This is a genomic window from Paraburkholderia acidipaludis NBRC 101816 (assembly GCF_000684975.1).
Taxonomy (GTDB): Bacteria; Pseudomonadota; Gammaproteobacteria; order Burkholderiales; family Burkholderiaceae; genus Paraburkholderia; species Paraburkholderia acidipaludis.
The window spans coordinates 25,436-45,444 of the sequence record NZ_BAXZ01000009.1 but is presented as its reverse complement, the minus strand read 5'-3'; the positions used below and the strand labels follow the sequence as shown (position 1 = coordinate 45,444).

The 20,009-nt window shown below is 66.4% G+C and carries 20 protein-coding genes; 13 read left to right on the top strand and 7 right to left on the bottom strand.

The window, feature by feature from the left end; translation table 11 throughout:
- Positions 1-10 precede the first annotated feature (10 nt).
- Complete coding sequence (locus BAC01S_RS31130) at positions 11-724, top strand: GntR family transcriptional regulator (RefSeq protein ID WP_084168560.1); 714 nt, start codon at positions 11-13, stop codon at positions 722-724.
- A 16-nt stretch (positions 725-740) separates the two neighbouring features.
- Here the strand turns inward: BAC01S_RS31130 and BAC01S_RS12085 are convergent, their stop codons facing one another.
- Entirely contained in the window at positions 741-1,130 is a 390-nt protein-coding gene (locus BAC01S_RS12085) for a hypothetical protein (protein ID WP_027794995.1), read from the bottom strand.
- Positions 1,131-1,230: 100 nt separating this feature from the next.
- Between BAC01S_RS12085 and BAC01S_RS12080 the strand changes: the two genes are divergently transcribed.
- The 3 genes from BAC01S_RS12080 to BAC01S_RS33810 all read left to right on the top strand — a co-directional run bounded on the left by BAC01S_RS12080 (position 1,231) and on the right by BAC01S_RS33810 (position 2,671).
- The gene (locus tag BAC01S_RS12080; RefSeq protein ID WP_052408745.1) at positions 1,231-1,788 is read left to right on the top strand and encodes an FUSC family protein; all 558 of its coding nucleotides are present in this window, start codon (positions 1,231-1,233) and stop codon (positions 1,786-1,788) included.
- A gap of 273 nt (positions 1,789-2,061) precedes the next feature.
- Positions 2,062-2,199, top strand: a complete 138-nt coding sequence (locus BAC01S_RS34605; protein WP_156954398.1) for a hypothetical protein — start codon at positions 2,062-2,064, stop codon at positions 2,197-2,199.
- 49 nt (positions 2,200-2,248) lie between these two features.
- The gene (locus BAC01S_RS33810) at positions 2,249-2,671 is read left to right on the top strand and encodes a rubredoxin (RefSeq protein ID WP_084168559.1); all 423 of its coding nucleotides are present in this window, start codon (positions 2,249-2,251) and stop codon (positions 2,669-2,671) included.
- A gap of 15 nt (positions 2,672-2,686) precedes the next feature.
- On the opposite strand, the gene BAC01S_RS12065 is transcribed toward BAC01S_RS33810, so the two are convergent.
- Complete coding sequence (locus BAC01S_RS12065) at positions 2,687-3,538, bottom strand: LuxR C-terminal-related transcriptional regulator (RefSeq protein ID WP_027794992.1); 852 nt, start codon at positions 3,536-3,538, stop codon at positions 2,687-2,689.
- 135 nt (positions 3,539-3,673) lie between these two features.
- Between BAC01S_RS12065 and BAC01S_RS12060 the strand changes: the two genes are divergently transcribed.
- The 3 genes from BAC01S_RS12060 (at position 3,674) to BAC01S_RS35565 (ending at position 7,337) form a co-directional block, all read left to right on the top strand.
- Positions 3,674-4,498 (top strand): carbon-nitrogen hydrolase family protein, encoded by an 825-nt coding sequence (locus tag BAC01S_RS12060; protein ID WP_027794991.1) that lies wholly within the window; start codon positions 3,674-3,676, stop codon positions 4,496-4,498.
- Positions 4,499-4,683: 185 nt separating this feature from the next.
- The gene (locus BAC01S_RS12055; RefSeq protein ID WP_027794990.1) at positions 4,684-6,039 is read left to right on the top strand and encodes an APC family permease; all 1,356 of its coding nucleotides are present in this window, start codon (positions 4,684-4,686) and stop codon (positions 6,037-6,039) included.
- A gap of 215 nt (positions 6,040-6,254) precedes the next feature.
- The gene (locus tag BAC01S_RS35565; protein ID WP_245616578.1) at positions 6,255-7,337 is read left to right on the top strand and encodes a DUF2242 domain-containing protein; all 1,083 of its coding nucleotides are present in this window, start codon (positions 6,255-6,257) and stop codon (positions 7,335-7,337) included.
- A gap of 73 nt (positions 7,338-7,410) precedes the next feature.
- Here BAC01S_RS35565 and BAC01S_RS12045 read toward each other — a convergent pair whose 3' ends face one another.
- Positions 7,411-8,037: a LysE family translocator gene (locus BAC01S_RS12045; protein ID WP_027794989.1), complete on the bottom strand. Its 627-nt coding sequence runs from the start codon at positions 8,035-8,037 to the stop codon at positions 7,411-7,413.
- Positions 8,038-8,379: 342 nt separating this feature from the next.
- Between BAC01S_RS12045 and BAC01S_RS12040 the strand changes: the two genes are divergently transcribed.
- Positions 8,380-8,862, top strand: a complete 483-nt coding sequence (locus BAC01S_RS12040; protein WP_027794988.1) for an Lrp/AsnC family transcriptional regulator — start codon at positions 8,380-8,382, stop codon at positions 8,860-8,862.
- 36 nt (positions 8,863-8,898) lie between these two features.
- On the opposite strand, the gene BAC01S_RS12035 is transcribed toward BAC01S_RS12040, so the two are convergent.
- Complete coding sequence (locus tag BAC01S_RS12035) at positions 8,899-9,621, bottom strand: TetR/AcrR family transcriptional regulator (protein WP_027794987.1); 723 nt, start codon at positions 9,619-9,621, stop codon at positions 8,899-8,901.
- 421 nt (positions 9,622-10,042) lie between these two features.
- Here BAC01S_RS12035 and BAC01S_RS12030 point away from each other — a divergent pair, with 421 nt between their 5' ends.
- From BAC01S_RS12030 to hydA, 5 genes are all read left to right on the top strand, one after another.
- Positions 10,043-11,332: a Zn-dependent hydrolase gene (locus tag BAC01S_RS12030; protein WP_027794986.1), complete on the top strand. Its 1,290-nt coding sequence runs from the start codon at positions 10,043-10,045 to the stop codon at positions 11,330-11,332.
- Positions 11,333-11,434: 102 nt separating this feature from the next.
- Positions 11,435-12,820, top strand: coding sequence for an NAD(P)-dependent oxidoreductase (locus tag BAC01S_RS12025; RefSeq protein ID WP_027794985.1), 1,386 nt, complete (start codon positions 11,435-11,437; stop codon positions 12,818-12,820).
- Positions 12,821-12,878: 58 nt separating this feature from the next.
- On the top strand, positions 12,879-14,156 hold the full coding sequence (preA, locus tag BAC01S_RS12020; protein WP_027794984.1) for an NAD-dependent dihydropyrimidine dehydrogenase subunit PreA: 1,278 nt from the start codon (positions 12,879-12,881) through the stop codon (positions 14,154-14,156).
- Positions 14,157-14,193: 37 nt separating this feature from the next.
- Positions 14,194-15,699 (top strand): NCS1 family nucleobase:cation symporter-1, encoded by a 1,506-nt coding sequence (locus BAC01S_RS12015; RefSeq protein ID WP_027794983.1) that lies wholly within the window; start codon positions 14,194-14,196, stop codon positions 15,697-15,699.
- Positions 15,700-15,747: 48 nt separating this feature from the next.
- Positions 15,748-17,202 (top strand): dihydropyrimidinase, encoded by a 1,455-nt coding sequence (gene hydA, locus BAC01S_RS12010; RefSeq protein ID WP_027794982.1) that lies wholly within the window; start codon positions 15,748-15,750, stop codon positions 17,200-17,202.
- Between the two features lie 4 nt (positions 17,203-17,206).
- Here the strand turns inward: hydA and BAC01S_RS12005 are convergent, their stop codons facing one another.
- From BAC01S_RS12005 to BAC01S_RS11995, 3 genes are read right to left on the bottom strand one after another with little or no spacing between them, the layout of a single operon-like run.
- On the bottom strand, positions 17,207-17,869 hold the full coding sequence (locus tag BAC01S_RS12005) for an OmpA/MotB family protein (RefSeq protein ID WP_027794981.1): 663 nt from the start codon (positions 17,867-17,869) through the stop codon (positions 17,207-17,209).
- A 15-nt stretch (positions 17,870-17,884) separates the two neighbouring features.
- Positions 17,885-18,658: a flagellar motor protein gene (locus BAC01S_RS12000; protein ID WP_027794980.1), complete on the bottom strand. Its 774-nt coding sequence runs from the start codon at positions 18,656-18,658 to the stop codon at positions 17,885-17,887.
- 37 nt (positions 18,659-18,695) lie between these two features.
- Positions 18,696-19,913: a Crp/Fnr family transcriptional regulator gene (locus BAC01S_RS11995; RefSeq protein WP_027794979.1), complete on the bottom strand. Its 1,218-nt coding sequence runs from the start codon at positions 19,911-19,913 to the stop codon at positions 18,696-18,698.
- Positions 19,914-20,009: the final 96 nt, after the last annotated feature.

Below are 20,009 nucleotides of genomic sequence, written 5' to 3'. Positions count from 1 at the left end.
GAACCCGGCGATGAAAACCCGCGCGCATCAGTCGCTGCAGGATGAAACCTACGCCACGCTGCGCCGCTGGCTCAGTCTTGGCCGCTTTGTGCCTGGCGAGCGCTTGCGCATTCACGCGCTAGCGGAGCAGCTAGGTGTGGGCGAGATGCCGGTGCGCGCGGCGCTCGTGCGGCTCGCCGCCGAATCGGCGCTCGTGAATCTGCCCAATCGCGGCGTGCTCGTGCCGCAACTCACGCGCGCCCAGTTCGACGACGTGCTGAACGTGCGCGTGATGCTGGAGGGCGAGGCGGCGCGCCTCGCCACGCCGCGCCTTACGTCCGAAGAGATCGGGCAACTGGACGCGCTTTACTCGCAGATGGCCGAGGCGCTCGCGCGGGGCGTGCCGACACGCTATCTGGACGCCAACGAAGCGTTCCATCTCGTGCTGTACCGTGCGAGCGGATCGCCGCTGCTGGTCGAACTGATCGAGACCGTGTGGCTGCAGGTGGGGCCGATCTCGAACCTGCTGTTCGACGATGCGGCATTTTCAGCAACGCTCAACGACGCTCACGACGGTTTGATGCGGCGGTTGAAGCGCCGCGACGCCGAAGGCGTGCGGCGCGCGATCGAGCGCGATTTGCGGCATGCGGCGCGGAAGCTGCGGGGGCACTGTCTGCCCGATGTTGCCCAGGAAGCCTCTGGCGAGGCGCAACCAGCCGGCACCGTTAGCGCAGCTCCACGCTGAACCGGATGCTTCTCTATCAAATCGGCTTTTCGACGGGGGGCTGGCCGCCAGGCAGATTTGCCGTCTGACCATCCTTGTCGAATGCGCTGTAAGTCCATTCCAGTTTGAGCACCGAGGTCGCGGTCGAGCGAGGCAGACCAACTCCGTATTCGGTCAAATAGGTTCGACGCAGCCTGCTCTGGACGATGCCATCTTTTGTTGACTCGCAGTCCAGATCAATGGCTTTACCGGTCAACGCAGAGTTGAACTGCGAGGCCGGATAGTAGTGGCTCGCATGACAAGTCCACACGAGAGTCTGGAAGTTGACGATCTGAACCGTCGTGCCGAGCTTGAACGCCGTCGTGTAGGTCTCGTTCTCTTGCGGCGCTTTGAAAGCAAACTGATTGTTGTCGACGTCGTGCGTCACATTTAGTCAGAAGCCTGCGCGCAAGGCCGTCCACCAAGTCTTGCTATCCTTCCCCTCACCCCAACCCGCCCCGCGGCCCTACTTCCACCCGCCAAGCTAGATGCCCGATCCGCAAGACAACCTTTTCGCCTACCTGACATCGCTCCAGCAATCCGCCATAGGCGCGCTCAAGAGCCTGCCGCTCAAGAGCCGCGCGGCGCAGGGCCTGCTGATGGCGCTGCGCGCCGTGTGCGGCGCGGGACTCGCCTACAGCATCGGCCGCGCGCTGCACACCGAGCAGGCCTTCTGGGCCGCCATCACCGCCATCGCCGTCACGCAGCACGACTACGCGGACACGCTCAGCCAGTCGCGCGACCAGTTCATCGGCGCGCTGGCCGGCGGGGTCTGCGGCTTCGCGGCGGCCACGCTCGGCACGGAGAACATCTCGGTCTATCTCGCGGCGGTGGCCGTGGTGATCGTCGTGTGCTGGTGCCTGAAAGTCAGCACGGCCGCGCGGCTCGCCGGCATCACGACCACCGTCGTGCTGCTCGTGCCCACGCACGGCCCGGTCTGGACCGTCGCGCTGTTCCGCTGCGCCGAGGTCACGCTCGGCATGCTGTGCGCGCTGCCGGTGTGCTGGCTGTTCTCCTACGTCGAACGCAAATGGCTGCACGCCTAAGCGTGCCCACCATCCTCACCATCGGGAAATAATTCATCTCCCCCCGCGCACGAATCGGCCCCCCGTTTAGCGGCGATAATGGGGACGCCGTGCAAGGGGTCTCGTGCAACGGCTCGCCAAACGTCGCGCAGGGGCCCGCCTCGTGCGACCGCGCGGCGCAGCCGGCGCCAAAGCGCCCCCGCAGACGCGAATTCGTGCGACACTCTCGCGCCGCGCGTCGCTCCGGGCGCGCCCGAAACGCAAACACCCGCTCACTGCACGACCACTCGCAACATGAACACGACTTCCCGCAATCCTGCCCCCGCCAACCTGCCCGCCCCTTCGAACAAGTCGATCACGCTGCTCCAGATGCTGGCGCTGATCGCCGCAAGCGGGCTCGTGGTCTCGCTCGCGGCCCGCTACTTCCTTTGAAGCCGGCCGGGGCGCGGGCATCCGCTCTCCCGCTCTCTGTTAGATACGCATGTACAAGAAAGGCGTCGCCCTCGAAATCCAGTTCTCCCCCGAGCGCCTGAACGACGGCGCGGGCGATCCTTACTGGATCGACCTCACCGCCGGCGAAGCCGCCAGGCTCCTCGAAACGTTGCAAACGCAACTAGCCGCGCGCGAAGGCACCTCGGCGCCGCTCGTCGTGGTGCTCGATACGCCGCCGCGTACCGGCGCGCCCGTCGTCGCGCAAGCGCAAGCAAGCGCCGCAACGGCGGCGTGTTCCGGCGACGGTTTCAAGCAATGGGTCTGCGTGATCTGCGGCTGGGTGTACGACGAAGCGGCCGGCGCCCCCGACGACGGTCTCGCGCCCGGCACGCGCTGGGCCGACGTGCCCGACGAATGGCGCTGCCCGCTCTGCGACGTGGGCAAGGAAGACTTCGCGCTCGTCGAATTCTGAGCACGCCAAACAAGCTCAACCGGGGCGCCAGGCGCCCTCGCTCACACCCGTCTCGTAGAACAGCGCGAACAACTCGGACTGCGAACTGACGCCGAGCTTCGCGTAGGTGTGCTTCTTGTGCGCACGCACGGTTTCGAACGAGATCGCGAGGCGCTCGGCAATTGCGCGCGTGGAAAAGCCGCTCAGGCTCAAGCGCACCACTTCGATTTCACGCGCCGTGAGCGGCACGCGGCCGCTTTGCTGCGCCACGGCTTCGAAGCGGCGCGCGTCGTCGCGTTCGCGGCCCGGCGTCACGAGCGCGGCCGCTTCGTCCGGCACGGCTTCGGAGCCGCCCTGCCCGAAATGCTCGTAGGGCACGCGCTGGCGCATGAGCGCCACGACCCATGGCGCAAACAGCGCGAACTGCGCAATCTCGCGCTCGGTGTAGTGGTGCTTTGCGCCGATCGAGAAGATCAGCGTGCGCTGCGCGTCGAGCGGCAGGTTGAACTGCACTTCGTCGCCGATGATGTTGCTCTTGAAGTAGCGCTGATAGTAGTCCGTCATGCGGAAGTTGTCGGGCGCGACCTCCGCGAGCGTGACGAGGCCCGCGCGCGCCCTTTCGCACGCCGCGATCCAGAACGGGTCGAGCTGGTACATCCCCTCCAGATAGGCGCGAAACAGCAGATCCACGGTGCCGTCCGGCATCGGCGATTCGGCGCAGACGAGGGGCGCCCGCTCTCGCATGAAGACGAGCGAAACCCAGTTGTCGAAGGCCACGTAGCGCTCGATCACGCGCGTCATGCGCGTCCAGAAATCGGGGCTGTCGAGGGCGTCGATCAGGGTCGCGATGTGATGATGGAACGCGCGGTCCTGCCAGTCGTGTTCCATGGCTCCTCCGATCAGGGTACCCCGGTTGGGGAATTTCAGGACAAAAATAACGTGGTGATAATAGCCGCTCAAACGCCCGGGCGGCCAGCTTGCCGCTCGCAGGCCCGCAACAACAAGCCATACCGGAGACAGCCGATGCAACTCGAACTCGCCCAGATCCCGCTCCAGGACGGCGTTGTCGCACCCAACCTCGCCCGCGTCATCGAGACCATCGGCAAGCGCCGCGAAGGCACCGACCTCATCGTCTTTCCCGAAGCCACGCTCACGGGCTTCCCCGCGCGCGACAACGTGTGCGACGTGGCCGAGGCCATCGAAGGCCCGTCGCTCAGCGCTGTGCGCGACGCCGCGCGCGCCGCGAAAGTGGCGGTGGCCGTGGGCCTCGCCGAGCGCGAAGGCGACCGCTTCTACAACACGACGGTCCTCGTCGACGAACGCGGCGAGCTCGCGCTGCGCTACCGCAAGACGCATCTGTGGGCCACGGACGTCGGCGTGTTCACGCCGGGCGACCGTTTCGAGGTCTGCGAATTCAAGGGCATGACCGTTGGCCTGCTGATCTGCTACGACATCGAATTTCCCGAAGGCGCGCGCGCGCTCGGCCACCTCGGCGCCGAGATGCTGATCGTCACCAACGGCAACATGGATCCGTACGGCCCCGTGCATCGCCGCGCGATCGTCACGCGTGCGATGGAGAACCAGGTATTCGCGGCGCTCGTGAACCGCATCGGCGACGGCGACGACAACCTCACATTCCCCGGCGAATCGGCGCTCGTGAGCCCGTTCGGCGACGTGCTCGCGGAACTGAAGAACGAAGACGCCGTGCTCGCGGTGACGGCGGACCGCGCGCTGCTCACGCAAAGCCGCGAGCACTACAGCTATCTGCACGATGCGCGCATTGCGCTGAATCTCGCGGACGAGAACGACGCGCAAGGACGTCGCTCGCTGAAGATCCGCGCACGCTAACCACGCTACCCCGAATCGATCGGCGGCGCGCGACGCGCGCCGCCGATCCTCCCGCACGGCTTACCGTAGTCCGCCGCCCTCGCGCGTGCGGCCACGGCGTGCCGCGCACGCACGCAGGACCGCAGCACATCGGCGCAAGACATCAGCACATCAACATCAGCGCAGTCCATCAGGAGACAAAGCACATGAAGCCCTCAGCCCCGCCGACCGCCCCAGGCGCCCACGAACCTCATCTCAAGCGCGCGCTCGGCCTGCCCTCCGTGCTGCTGTTCGGCCTCGCCTACATGGCGCCGCTGATCGTCTACGGCACCTACGGCGTGCTCGCCGGCGCAGCCCAGGACACGGCCGCGCTCGCCTACCTGATCGCGCTCGTCGCGATCGTGTTCACGGCGCTCAGCTACGGCAAGCTCGCCCGCCTCTTCCCGGTGGCCGGCTCCGCCTACACGTACACGCGCAAGACGTTCAGCGCGCATCTGGGCTTCCTGATCGGCTGGGCCACGCTGCTCGACTACTTCTTCCTGCCGATGGTGATCTGGCTGATCGGCGCGGCTTATCTGGGCGCCGCGTTCCCGAGCATTCCCACCTGGATCTGGATCGTCGCGTTCATCGTGCTCACGAGCGGGCTCAACATTCTCGGCATCGAACTCGCGAACCGCTTCAACATCGTGCTGATGATCGTGCAGCTCGTCATCGTCGCGATGTTCGTCGTGCTGTGCTGCCACTACGTATCGGCGGCGGCCGGCCCCGGCGGCCTCGTCTCCGCGCAGCCGTTCTTCCAGGCGCACGTGCCGCTCTCGGCCACGATGGCGGGCGCCGCGATCGCCGCTTATTCGTACCTCGGCTTCGACGCGGTTTCTACGCTCACCGAAGAAACCATCGAACCCAAGAAGACCATTCCGCGTGCGATCGTGCTGATCGCGCTGGTGGGCGGGGCGATCTTCGTGATTGCCGCCTACACGCTGCAACTCGCGCATCCGGGCGCCGTCTTCAAGGACCCGGATTCGGCCGCGTTCGAAATCGCGCGCAAGGTCGGCGGTGACATCTTCGTCTCGATCTTCCTCGCGGGCCTGATCCTCGCGCAGTTCGCCTCGGGCATCTCGGCACAGGCCAGCGTGGGCCGTCTGCTCTACGCCATGGGCCGCGACGAAGTGCTGCCGAAGTCGATCTTCGGCTTCATCCACCCGCGTTTCCGCACCCCCGCCATCAACATCGCGATTGCCGGCGCGATCGGCCTGATCGCGCTGAAGCTCGACGTCGCCACGTCCACCTCGTTCATCAACTTCGGCGCGTTCCTCGCGTTCACGGCGGTGAACCTGTGCGTGATCCGCCAGTACTTCGCGGGCGGCGAGAAGACGCGCGCCTTCGGCCTGCTCGGCGGCCTCGTGTTCCCGCTCATCGGCGCCGTCACCGACATCTGGCTGCTCGTCAGCCTCGAAAAGACCGCGCTGATCCTCGGCGCCATCTGGTTCGTGGTCGGTCTCGCCTACCTCGGCTGGATGACGCGGGGCTTCCGCCGCGCGCCGCCGGAAATGGCGGTCTGAGCGGTCGCGCCCGATCGAAGCGCCGGACTTTGGCCGAACTGTGCCGGACTGCGAACGGGTTGCGCCCTTGGGCGCAGCCCGTTTTTGCTTTGTGGCCGCATGCGCTTACCACACGCGGCCTTCACCGAGCTTTCGGGGTACGAACGAGCCAATAACACTTCGGTCACGCCACCCGGAACCGAACTACAATGCATGCCGTCCGATGCATTGCCGCAATGTCCGCTCCGAATATGTCCCGTTTTCCGAACGTCGTCCCGACCCTGTTCAGCCCGCTGGTTGCCGCCTGTGCGGCGGCCGTCCTCACGCTCGGCGCGTGCTCGTCGTCGCAGCCGAAATTCCAGGAGGATCAACTGCTGAGCACGGCGCCCAACCAGTTCTCGCGCAGCTTCGCCTACTCGAGCACCGACGCCTGCGAAAGCGCGCGCCGCGCCCTGCTGAGCCAGGGCTACATGACAACGATGCCGCATAACGACACCGTCGACGCCAGCAAGGACTTCCAGCCCGCCGCCGATTCCCACATCGTCGTGGAGGTGCATGTGGTCTGCACACCCGGCGATTCGACGAACGCGAGCATGGTCTACGTGAACGCCGTGCAAAGCGGCTATGCGTTGAAGAAGAGCGACACCTCGGCGAGCGTGGGTCTGTCGATTCTCGGGTCGGTCTCGCTGCCGATCCGCTCGAACAGCGACTCGATGGTCAAGATTTCGAGCGAGACGATCCAGTCGGGTGCGTTCTACGACCGGTTCTTCGATATGGTCGGGCGCTATCTGGCCAGCGCGGTGCGCAGCGAGCCGGTGCCGGGCAACGACGGCATCAAGATCACGCCGCTCGCGCCCGTCGCCACGCCGGTAACGGCCACGGCTCCCGCGCCTGTGCCCGCGCCGGCGAACATCGGGGCCGCGCATCCGGCCGCGTCCCCCGCGGCGACGCCCACGCCGCCTGCCGCACAGGCGGCGCAGACCGGCGTCGTGCACACCGGCGCGGCGACTGGCGTGGCGCTCCCGGTGCCGGTTGCGCCGGCGCCGGCCTCGGGCGCCGCAGCGGTGCCGGCCGCGGCTCCCGCTGCGGCGGCAAGCTCGGCCGCGATGACGGGAGATACCGCTCCAGCCCAGGCCGCTGCCGAGCCGCCCCTCCTTGCCAGCGGAACCACCACGCTCGCTGCGGCAGGCGTTCCGGCGACAGCCGATGCCGCGCAAGAGACCCCCGCCAACACCACGCCGGCGGCGGCGACGCCCGCGAGCGCCACCAACGCGGCAGAATCGGCCGCCACGGCGCCCGCGGCGCCCGCGGCGCCCTGAGCGTACCCCAACCCTTCACGAGGAGCGAGCGCCCACTAACGGCCGCTCCTCGCCCCGCATGGGCCGTTTCGCGTCAGCGCAGTCCGGCCATCATCGCCCCCATCCCCACGAGCAGACTGCCCATCAGGCGGTTCGCGACGCGCATGCGCCTCGGCCGCTGCAGGACGTGGCGCAGCCGGTGCGAAAACAACGCCATCGACGCCACCCCGCCCGCGAACAGGAACGCGAAGGTCGCCGCCAGCAACAGGTACTGCCGATTGGCGCTCCAGCCGGCGTCCGCGCTCATGAATTGCGGGAAAAACGAGGGAAAGAACAGTAGGGTTTTCGGGTTCAAACCCGAGGTCGCGAAACCGCGCCAGAACAGCGCGCTGCGGCCCGCGCCGGTCGTTCCTGCGGGGGCGCCGGCGCCAGCCAGATCGCGGCCGCGCCATTGTTTGCACCCCAGCCAGACGAGATAGGCCGCACCGAGCCAGCGCAGCACGGTAAGCGAATGCTCACTGACGAGCAGCAGCGAATTGAGGCACAGCGCGGTGAACCCGAGTTGCAGCAGCACGGCGAGCGTTCCGCCCCAGACGCAGGGCAAGGCCTCGCGCCAGCCGGCGTGCAGGGCCTGGCTCATCGTGAGCACGTTGACGGGACCGGGCGTGTAGACGAGAACGAGCGCGGCGGCAAGAAAAGACAGGTACAGCTGGATCGACATCGTGTGTTCTTCTACGGGAAGCGCGGTGGTGCGATTGAAGCGGCGTGTGCATGCCTTCAGGCCCTTCGGGCGCTCCTCCTGACGCAGGGTTCGCGCGAAACGCCCGGCGGCCGGCGGGTTGGATCACCGTTTCGGCCTGACGGTCCGCCGCGGCTCGTGGCAGCGGCGGCGCACCCCGCGCCGGCGAGGTGACCAGGCGGGCCGTGCCAGGCATGAAGGCACGTCGGAAAATATACCGGCCAGAACGCTGTAAAGGCTTCCTGTTTTGAGGCCGATTAGCCAAATAGTCGAAATCTTGTTCCGCTAAAATGGTATTTTCCTGAACACGATTCTTTTCCGACGATGACCGCACGCGAACGCCCCGCCCGCACGCTCGACAGCCAGGACCACAAGATCCTGCGCGCGCTGCAGAAGAACGCGCGTCTTTCCAACGCCGAACTGGCCGAACAGGCCGGCATGTCGACCACGGCATGCTGGAACCGCACGCGGCAACTCGAAGCCGACGGCTATATCGACGGTTATGTCGCGCTCGTGAACCAGAAGAAGCTGGGCTACGCGGACATCGTGATCCTCGAAGTGACGCTGGACCGCCACGAGGACGACGCGCTCGCCCGCTTCGGCGAGGCGCTCGCGGCGCTGCCCGAGGTGCTGGAGGCCTATCTGGTCTCCGGCGAGTACGACTACTGGATCAAGGTCGCCGTGGACGGCACGGCCGGCTACGAGCGCTTCCTGCGCGAGAAGCTCTATCGCATTGCGGGCATCCGGCATAGCCGGTCGATGTTCGCGTTGCGCTGCATGAAAGACGTGCCTTCGATGCAGGTTTGAGCCGCGGCGCGGGCAGTCCTTGCCCCTCTTGCCCCTTTACGCCTGCGGCGAGCGCGCTCCGCTCGCGCGCAGGATCATGCGCACCACTTCCTCGGTGCTTGCCTCGAATCCCGCCGCCGAGAGCGCGCGCTTGCCCGCGAGCGCCCGTATCTGCGCTTCGAAGTCGGCGTAATGCTGGGTCGTGGCCCAGATCATGAAGAGCAGCGTTTTCGGGTCCACGGGGGCAAGCAAGCCTTCCTCCACCCACCGCTCGATGAGCGTCACGCGCGTCTCCATCCACGGCTTCACGCGTTCGAGCAAGATGTCCTGCATGTGCGCCGCGCCGCTGATGATCTCGTTCGCCCACACCTTCGAACCCAGCGGCCGGCGCCGCGAGAGCGCCATCTTCGCGCGCACGTAGCCGCCTATCGCCTGCACCGGGTCGTCGCTCGCGTCGAAGGTGTCGGCGGCCGCGTTCCATTCCTCGAACACGTCGTCGAGCACGCGCCAGTAGAGCGCGAGCTTGGTGGGAAAGTAGTAGTGCAGATTCGCCTTCGGCAGGCCCGCGCGCTCGGCGATCAGCGCCGTGCTCGCGCCTTCGAAGCCGCGTTCGGCGAACACGGCTTCCGCGCACGCCAGCAGATGCGATTCGTTAGAAGCCCGTATCGCTGCCTTGCGCCGGGGCGCCGGCTTGTGCGCCGCATCAGCGGCTTCGCGACCCGCTCGCGGGGCGCGCATCGTGAGGTTCGCGGCTGGCGTGGTCGTGTCGTCGTCGCGCATGGCATTCGTTCCGGTCAAGGAAAACAAGGCATCGCGACCCGTCGGTCGCGGCGTGCCGGTTTCATTGTAGTCACAGTGCCCGCTTCGCTGCGCGCAATCGCATCGCGCGCGGCCTGCTCGCGGTGGGCTTGCCCTGGGCTTGCCGCGCGTTTGCCAATCCCGCAGTGCAGCATCGATGGCACGCTTTTCGCTGGCAATACCGTATTGAAATCGTGCGGTTTATCGCCTACAACCTGTCCAATCGGACAGGATTCGCGAGTGCGGGATGCGCGGGTTCGAACGACGCTTGCGCGCATGCACCGCCGCTGCGCAACTTGCCCCAGATAATGACAGAGATGCACGCTTTCTGAACACGAATGCGTCTTGCGAGCGGAAGTCCGCAAGACCTCGACACCCCGATCTGCTCGAAAGGAGGACCGGCATGAACGCAGTAAGCGAAGCCGCGCTGACCACCGCGATTCACGTGAATGGCCAGCGCCTGTGGGACAGCCTGATGGAGATGGCGAAGATCGGCGCGACGGCCAAAGGCGGCGTGTGCCGCCTCGCGCTCACGGATCTCGACAAACAGGGCCGCGACCTCATCGTGCAGTGGGCCAAAGAAGCGGGCTGCACGGTGAGCGTGGACCAGATGGGCAACGTCTTCATGCGGCGCGCGGGCCGCAACAACGACCTGCCGCCCGTGATGACGGGCTCACACGCCGACTCGCAGCCCACGGGCGGCCGCTTCGACGGCATCTATGGCGTGCTGGGCGGCCTGGAAGTGATCCGCTCGCTGAACGATCACGGCATCGAGACCGAGCATCCGGTCGAAACCGTGATCTGGACCAACGAAGAAGGCTCGCGCTTCGCGCCGGCGATGGTTGCCTCGGGCGTGTTCGCGGGCGTGTTCACGCTCGACTACGGGCTCTCGCGCAAGGACGTGGAGGGCAAGACCATCGGCGAAGAGCTGAAGCGCATTGGCTACGCGGGCGAGCTGCCGTGCGGCGGCCGCAAGATTCACGCGGCGTTCGAACTGCACATCGAGCAAGGGCCGATACTCGAGGCGGAAAAAAAGACCATTGGCGTGGTCACCGACGCGCAGGGCCAGCGCTGGTATGAAGTTGTCCTGACGGGTCAGGAAGCGCATGCCGGCCCCACGCCCATGCCGCGCCGCAAAGACGCCCTGCTGGGTGCTTCCCGCGTCGTGCAGCTCGTCAACGAGATCGGCCTGCGCCACGCGCCGCTCGCGTGCGCGACGGTCGGCATGATGCAGGTGCACCCGAACTCGCGCAACGTGATTCCCGGACGCGTGTTCTTCACCGTCGATTTCCGCCATCCGCTGGACGAGGTGCTCGCGCAGATGGACGCCGAACTGCGCGAGGGCATCGCGAAGATCGCCGAACAAGGCAAGCTGGAAGCGCAGGTCGAGCAGATTTTCTATTACGCGCCGGTGCCGTTCGACAAGGCCTGCGTGAAGTCCGTGCGCGCCGCCGCCGAGCGCTTCGGCTATTCGAGTCGCGACATCGTTTCGGGCGCGGGCCACGACGCCTGCTATCTGGCCACCGTTGCGCCCACTTCGATGGTGTTCGTGCCGTGCATCGACGGCATCAGCCACAACGAGATCGAGGACGCGACGCCCGAATGGATCGAGGCCGGCGCGAACGTGCTGCTGCACGCAATGCTCGAACGCGCGAGCGAGCCCGGCCAGGCGCTGAACCTGAACGCTAGATAAAAGCGGCCGTAGCGCCGCGCCGCACTCCCCGTTTCCCCACGTACCGGCTCGCGCCCCGCGCGAGCCGGCGGACCCGTGTTTTGCCTCGAAAGGAGCACCCGGATGTCCCAGCCCACGAAAAACGTCACGGCCGATGTCGCCGCAGGCCGCCTCAGTGCCGAACAGCTTGGCTGCAATTTCGCCGACGTCGCACCGCCGCTTTCGGTCGACGCGGCCGTCGTCGCCGCCGACCGCTGCCATTACTGCTACGACGCGCCCTGCGTCGCCGCCTGCCCCACCGGCATCGACATTCCCGGCTTCATCCGCAAGATCGGCAACGGCAATCTCAAAGGCGCCGCGCGCGACATACTCAGCGCGAATCCGCTAGGCGGGATGTGCGCACGCGTGTGCCCCACGGAGATTCTCTGCGAAGGCGCCTGCGTGAGAAATCATCAGGATGGCGAACCGGTGAGTATCGGTGCGCTGCAGCGTCACGCCACCGACTTCCAGATGGTGCGCGAAGCCGCAGGCGCGCCGCCGCTCTTCAAGCGCACGAGCGAGACGGGACGGCGCGTGGCCGTGGTCGGCGCGGGTCCGGCCGGCCTCGCCTGCGCGCATACGCTCGCGCTGGCTGGCCATGACGTGACCGTGTTCGACGCCCGGGAAAAACCGGGCGGACTCAACGAATATGGCATAGCCGCGTACAAGACTGTGGACGACTACGCGCAGCGCGAGGTGCAATGGCTGCTCTCCGTCGGCGGCATTTCATTGCGGCAGGCGCAGCAACTGGGACGCAACATCACGTTTGCGCAACTGCGCGAGCACTACGACGCCGTGTTCCTCGGCATCGGCCTCGGCGGCACGCAGGCCCTCGGGATCGAAGGCGAGGCGCTGCCGGGCGTGCTCGATGCCGTCGATTTCATCGCGCGCCTGCGGGCCACGCGCGACCTTGCCTGGCTGCCGGTCGGGCGCCGGGTGGTCGTGATCGGCGGCGGCAACACCGCGATCGACGCCGCCGTGCAGAGCCGCAAGCTCGGCGCGGAACAGGTGACGCTCGCCTACCGGCGCGGCACCGCGCAGATGAGCGCGACGTGGGCCGAGCAGGAATTCGCGCGCTCGCAGGGCGTGATGCTGATGGAGTGGGCGAAACCGTTGCGCATTATTGGCAGTGCTGATGTCGAGGCCGTGGAGTTCGAGCGCACTTTGCTCGCGGCGAACGGCGCGTTGAAGGGCACCGGTGAGATCGTGCGCGTGGAAGCCGACATGGTGCTGAAGGCCATCGGCCAGAAACTGCTGCCCGAAGGGCTCGACGCCTTGCGGTTGACGACGGACGGCACGCGCATCGCGGTCGACGCAGACGGCGCCACCTCGCTCCCCGGCGTGTGGGCCGGCGGCGACTGCGCGGGCCACGGCGCCACCGACCTCACGGTGCAGGCCGTGCAGGACGGCAAGCTCGCCGCGCGCGCGATCGACCGCTATCTCGCGGAACAGGCCGCGAAGGCCGCCTGAATCCGGTCGCCGCACATAGCGAACGATCAACACGAACGATCAAGAAAGGAGTCCCAACATGGCCGATCTGCGCTGCACGATTGCCGGCATCCATTCGCCGAACCCGTTCTGGCTCGCCTCCGCGCCGCCCACCGACAAGGCTTACAACGTCAACCGCGCCTTCGAGGCGGGCTGGGGCGGCGTGGTCTGGAAGACGCTCGGGCTCGACCCGCACGTGGTCAACGTGAGCTCGCGCTACGGCGCCACCACCTGGCGCGGCCAGCGCATGGCGGGCCTGAACAACATCGAACTGATCACCGACCGGCCGCTCGACGTGAACCTGCGCGAAATCCGCGAAGTGAAACGCGCGTGGCCCGACCGCGCACTGATCGTCTCGCTGATGGTGCCGTGCACCGAGCAGGACTGGAAATGGATCCTGCCGCAGGTGGAAGACACGGGCGCGGACGCCGTGGAGCTCAACTTCGGCTGCCCGCACGGCATGAGCGAGCGCGGCATGGGTGCGGCCGTGGGCCAGGTGCCCGAATACATCGAGATGGTCACGCGCTGGGTGAAGGAAGGCACGCGTCTGCCCTGCCTCGTGAAGCTCACGCCGAACGTGACAGACATTCGCCACGGCGCCCGCGCGGCGCTCAAGGGCGGCGCGGACGGCGTCTCGCTCATCAATACGATCAACTCGATCGTGGGCGTGGATCTGGACGTGATGGCCCCGCTGCCCACCGTGGACGGCAAAGGCACGCACGGCGGCTATTGCGGCCCGGCCGCGAAGCCTATCGCGCTGCACATGGTGGCCGAGATCGCGCGCGACCCGCAAACGCAGGGGCTGCCCATCTCGGGCATCGGCGGCATTTCCGAATGGCGCGACGCCGCCGAGTTCATCGTGCTGGGCTCGGGCAGCGTGCAGGTCTGCACCGCGGCGATGCATTACGGATTCCGTATCGTCGAGGACATGATCGACGGCCTCTCGAACTGGATGGACGACAAGGGCTATGCGAACCTCGACGCGATTCGCGGGCGCGCCGTGCCCAACGTCACCGACTGGCAATACCTGAACCTCGATTACGACATCAAGGCGCGCATCGATCAGGACCGCTGCATTCAGTGCGGCCTGTGCCATATTGCCTGCGAGGACACCTCGCACCAGGCCATCACCGCGACGAAAAACGGCCAGCGCCATTTCGAAGTGGTCGATGCGAACTGCGTCGGGTGCAATTTATGCATGCATGTGTGCCCGGTCGATCAGTGCATCACGATGGAGCGCGTCGACGCGGGCCGCTACTCGAACTGGACCACGCATCCGAACAACCCGGGGCGCGTGGCCGATCCCAAGGCGGCCTGATTTCCCACAACACGACAAGCCACGGAGAACCCGCATCATGAGCCAGCCAGCCGTACCCGGCGACGCGAGCGCGCGCCGCAGCGAAAGCGAGCTATACAACGACGACCTCGCGCCCACCGGCACCGCGCAGCGAACATGGCGCTGGTACCACTTCGCGGCGCTCTGGGTGGGCATGGTGATGAACATTGCCTCGTACATGCTCGCGGCAGGCCTCACGGAGCAGGGCATGTCGCCGTGGCAGGCCGTGCTCACGGTGCTGCTGGGCAACACCATCGTGCTCGTGCCGATGCTGCTGATCGGCCACGCGGGCGCGAAGTACGGCATTCCATATGCGGTGCTCGTGCGCTCCTCGTTCGGCACCCAGGGCGCGAAGCTGCCCGCCATGCTGCGCGCGATCGTGGCCTGCGGCTGGTACGGCATCCAGACCTGGCTGGGCGGCAGCGCGATCTATACGCTCGCCAATATCCTTACGCACAACGGGCTCGTGGGCGACGCGCTGCCGTTCCTCGGCATCTCGATCGGCCAGGCCTCGTGCTTTCTGCTGTTCTGGGCGCTGCAGATCTACTTCATCGTGCACGGCACCGACTCGATCCGCTGGCTCGAAAGCTGGTCCGCGCCGATCAAGGTGGTGATGTGCATCGCGCTCGTCTGGTGGGCCTGTTCGAAGGCGGGCGGCGCGGGATCGATGCTCTCGCAACCTTCGCAGTTCGCGCCGGGCGGCAAGAAGGCGGGGCTCTTCTGGGTCACGTTCTGGCCGAGCCTCACGGCGATGGTGGGCTTCTGGGCCACGCTCGCGCTCAACATTCCCGACTTCACGCGCTTCGCAAAGACGCAAAAGGACCAGTTCGTGGGCCAGGCAATAGGCCTGCCGGTGCCGATGGCGTTGCTTTCGGTGATCTCGGTGGTAGTGACCTCCGCCACCGTGGTCATCTACGGCAAGGCCATCTGGGATCCTATCGACCTCACGAGCCGCATGGAAGGCATCGGCGTGGGCATCGCGCTCGTGATCCTCACGCTCGATACGATGTGCTGCAATCTCGCGGCCAACCTCGTCGGCCCGGCCTACGATTTTTCGAGCCTCTGGCCCAAGGGCATCTCGTACAAGGCAGGCGGCCTGATCACGGCGACCATCGCCATCGTGATGATGCCGTGGAAGATTCTCGCCACCACGCAGGGTTATATCTTCACGTGGCTCGTGGGCTATTCCGCGCTGCTCGGCCCCGTGGCCGGGATTCTCATGGTCGACTACTTCCTGATTCGCGGCACCCGGCTCGATACCGAACAGCTCTTCGAAGAAAGCGGCGAATACGCGTATGCGAGCGGCTGGAACCCCGCCGCCGTCATCGCGCTCCTCGCGGGCGTGCTGCCGAACCTTCCGGGTTTTCTGAACGTGGCGTTTCCGGCGGCGTTTCCGGCCGTACCGGACGCGTTCAAGGGGCTCTACACCTATGCGTGGTTCGTCGGCCTCGCCATCGCGGCGCTTGTGTACGGCGTGCTGATGAAACTCGGCAAGAGCCGCCGCCCCAGCATTGCAAGCGCATGAGCACGTAAGCGAATACGTTACGGCATCAACCGAAGGAGACATTGCATCATGGCGATCCTGATTCGAGGCGGCACCGTCGTCAACGCCGACAAATCCTGGCGCGCGGACGTCCTGTGCGAGGGCGGCACCATCCAGGCGGTCGGCGCCGCGCTGGAGGCGCCCGCGGGCGCAACCGTGATCGACGCGGGCGGCCAGTACGTGATGCCCGGCGGCATCGATCCGCACACGCACATGGAACTGCCGTTCATGGGCACGACCGCGAGCGACGACTTCTTCACGGGCACGGCGGCCGGCCTGGCGGGCGGCACGACGTCGATCATCGACTTCGTGATTCCGAATCCGAAGCAGCCGCTCATGGAGGCGTTCCGCGAATGGCGCGGCTGGGCAGAAAAGGCCGCGGCCGACTATGGCTTTCACGTGGCCGTGACGTGGTGGGACGAAAGCGTGCATCGCGACATGGGCCTGCTCGTGCACGAGCATGGCGTTTCGAGCTTCAAGCACTTCATGGCGTACAAGAACGCCATCATGGCCGACGACGAAATTCTCGTGAACAGCTTCGCGCGTTCGCTCGAACTGGGCGCGCTGCCCACCGTCCACGCCGAGAACGGCGAACTCGTCTTCCAGCTGCAACGACAGTTGCTCGCGCGCGGCTTCACAGGGCCGGAGGCGCATCCTTTGTCGCGTCCGCCCGAGGTGGAGGGCGAGGCGGCGAACCGTGCGATCCGCATCGCGCAGGTATTGGGCGTGCCCGTGTATATCGTGCACGTTTCGGCAAAGGACGCGCTCGAAGCCATCGCTCGCGCACGCGGCGAGGGCCAGCGCGTATTCGGCGAAGTGCTGGCCGGGCATCTCGTGATCGACGAATCCGTCTATCGCGATCCCGACTGGACGCGCGCCGCCGCGCACGTCATGAGCCCGCCGTTTCGCACGAAGGAGCATCGCGACGCCCTCTGGCGCGGCCTGCAGGGCGGCCTGCTGCATACCACGGCCACCGACCATTGCGTGTTCTGCGCCTCGCAGAAGGCCATGGGCCGCGACGATTTCACGAGGATTCCGAACGGTTGCGGCGGCGTGGAGGATCGCATGGCCGTGCTGTGGGATCAGGGCGTCAACACGGGGCGCCTCACGCCCAGCGAGTTCGTGCGCGTTACCTCCACGAACGCGGCACAGATCTTCAATCTATACCCGCGCAAGGGCGTGATCGACGCCGGCGCCGATGCCGACGTCGTGGTGTGGGATCCGCAGGCCACGCGCACGATTTCAGTGAAGACTCACCACCAGAACGTCGACTTCAACGTGTTCGAAGGCATGACGGTGCGCGGCGTGCCCACGCATACGGTCGCGCAGGGCGAACTGGTGTGGGCCGAAGGCGATCTGCGCGCGCGGCGCGGCGCGGGCCGCTATCTCAAGCGGCCCGCGAATCCGGGCTATGTGGAGGCCTCGCGGCTCGCGAAGAGCCTGAAGGAAACACAACCCATGCATCGCGAGGGGGACAAGAGCTAGTTCGTCAGTACTCCACGAAGATCGTCACGCGGCGATTCTGCGCGCGGCTCGCGGGATCGTCGGCGGCGACGAGCGGAAAGTTGTCGGCGCGGCCAATGGCGGCAAGCCGCCGGGGCGCGACGCCGCGCTCCACCAGATAGCGCACCACCGCGCCGGCCCGTGCCGACGAGAGTTCCCAGTTCGATGCGTATTTCGCGTTCGAGATCGGCGTGCTGTCCGTATGGCCTTCGACCAGCACGTTGCCCGAAGGCACTTCGCGCAGCACGTCCGCCACCTTGTCCAGCACGCCGAACGCAACGGGCAAGAGGCGCGCGTCGCCCGCGTCGAACAGGATCTTCGCGTTGATGCCAATCTCCACGCCGTGCGCGGCGCGCATGATCGTGATCTCGCCGCGTTCGCGCAGCGGCTCGAGCGACGAAAGCAGCGTTTGCCCGGCCGCCGGCGGCGCGGCAACCGCCGCCGGTTGAGACGCCGCCGCCAGCGACTGGTAGCGGATCTCCATTTCCTTGTTCTTCGCGAGCTCCATGACGTAGAGCGCGAGAAACAGCACCATCATCGTCGTGATGAGGTCGGCGTAAGAGATGAGCCAGCGCGAAGACTGCGCATCGTGGCCCTCTTCTTCCTGGGCATCCTGCGCCATGAACGGAAGATGGCTTTCGGTTGGCATCGGCATGCGTCCAGATCAGTGCGCGAGTTCGGGCGAGCGCGAAGCGTGGTCCCGCACGTCGCCCGCGAGGCGCGTCGCGATCGTGGCGGGCGTTTCCTTGCGCGAGATGGCGAGCAGACCATCCAGGTAGAGCTTGCGCAAACGCAGTTCGCTTTCGATATGCACGCGCAGCTTGCCGAACACCGGCAGGAACACGAGATTCGCGAACGCGAGCCCATACAGCGTCGCCACGAAGGCGACAGCAATGCCCTCCCCGAGCTTCGAAGGCTCGACGAGGTGGCCCGTCACCTGGATGAGGCCGAGCACCGAGCCGAGAATGCCGAAAGTGGGCGCATAGCCGCCCGCCTGCTGCCAGAGCCGCGCCGCCGCCATGCGAGCGCGCCCGTAGGCTTCCAGTTCGCGATTGAGCGCGTCTTCGAGCACGGCCGTCGTCACGCCGTTCGCCAGCAGTTCCAGCCCGCGCCGCGCGAACGGATGCACGTGGTCCAGATTCATCGATTCGAAGGCCAGCATGCCGTTGAGCTTGGCTTCGTCGCCCCATTCGAGCACAGCGGCAAGGCTCGCCTGATCGACCTGCGGCGCCTTGACGAAGGCCATGCGCAGATGCCTTAGCGCGTCGACGAACTTCGCCCACGTGTTCTGGATCATGACCGCGCCCAGCGTGCCGCCCAGCACGATCACGAGCGCTTCGGGCTGAACGAGAGCCGTCACGTGCCCGCCTTCGAGGGCATAGCCCACCACCACGGCCGCCCCGCCCAGCAGGACTCCGAATAAAGTCAGCAAATCCATGTTTTCTCCGCTACCGGAATGTCGTTGCCGGCTTCATTCAGACTGCGGGCACCTGCTTGAGGGCGCGTACCGACTCGATCAGGCGTTGCTCGATTTCCGCCACTTCCGCCGGGTCGATCTTGATCTCGCGCCGCATGAGCCACGACACCTCGTTCTTGCGCACCTCGCCCATCACGGAGACGAGACGCGACGAAAGCGACGCGTCGTTCACGCAGGCCAGCAGCTTCGCGAGGTCGTAGGTGTCCATGCCGCTTACGGCCTCGAACAGCGTGCGCTCGTCCACGAACACGAGGTCGTCGAGCGAGTTGAGCGCGCCGGCGCCGCGAACCGTGCGCTTCGTGAAGTACGCCACGCCCTTCTCTTCGACGTAGTTGAGCACCTTCGACTTGCGGAACGCGAACACTTCGTCGGCGATCTCGCCGTGCGAGAGTTTGTTGAGGATGATCTTGCGCTCCACGCCGATCAACGCCTCGAGGTCGGCCAGCTCGATCAGTTCGAGTTCGCTGTTGATGGAGACGTCCAGATCGCGGTCGGCCACCTGGGCCGCGCGATCGACGATCCGCGCCGGATCGAAGCTGACGACCTGGCGGCCGAGCGGCCCTTCGGCGACGGCGGACTCCACCGGAGCCGAGCCGGTATAGCCGGCGCCCTGCGCCGCCTCGATCGCGATCAGGTTGAGCTTCTCCATGCGCTTGAGCATGGCCATCACGTGCGGACGCGAATGCCCCGCCACGGCGCGGCACTTCTGGACCACGTCGGCCAGCGAGACGGAGACTTCGCCCGCGGCACCCTGCCGGCCCCAGGCGCCGCGCTCCTCGCGCGTTTCGGCGCCGGCCATCAGCGCGAGCACGTGAGCATAAGACAATACGCCGGGAAGAAAGTCGGCGTGCGTATAGGTCGCGAGCAGATCGTCCTTGGCCTTCACGCGCCGGATCAGGGTGCGCGAAATATGCCGCAGCAGCGGCGAAACGCGCTCCAGCTCCTCTTCCACAATGCCGACCGGCACGACCGTCAACTGGCAGAACGTCAGCGCTTTCGCCGTGTTGCTGCGCGGCTCCGCGCCGAGCAAGGCGGTCTCGCCAAAAAATTCGCCCCGCCCGAGTGTCGCCACCACGACCTTCTTCTCGTCACAGCGTGTCGAGATTTCGATTTTTCCGTCGGCGATCACATAGATGACGCGTTCCCCCGAATAGCCTTCGGAGTAGATGATCTCGCCCGGCGACGCCGTGCGCGACCATGTCTGATTGCGATTCAAAGCCTTTCCCCCGGTGTGGCATATGTGCAGCACGCCGCCGACCCGTTGCGGTGCGGCTATTCGTGATTGCTATATGACGCGTTAACGGCGTTGCCC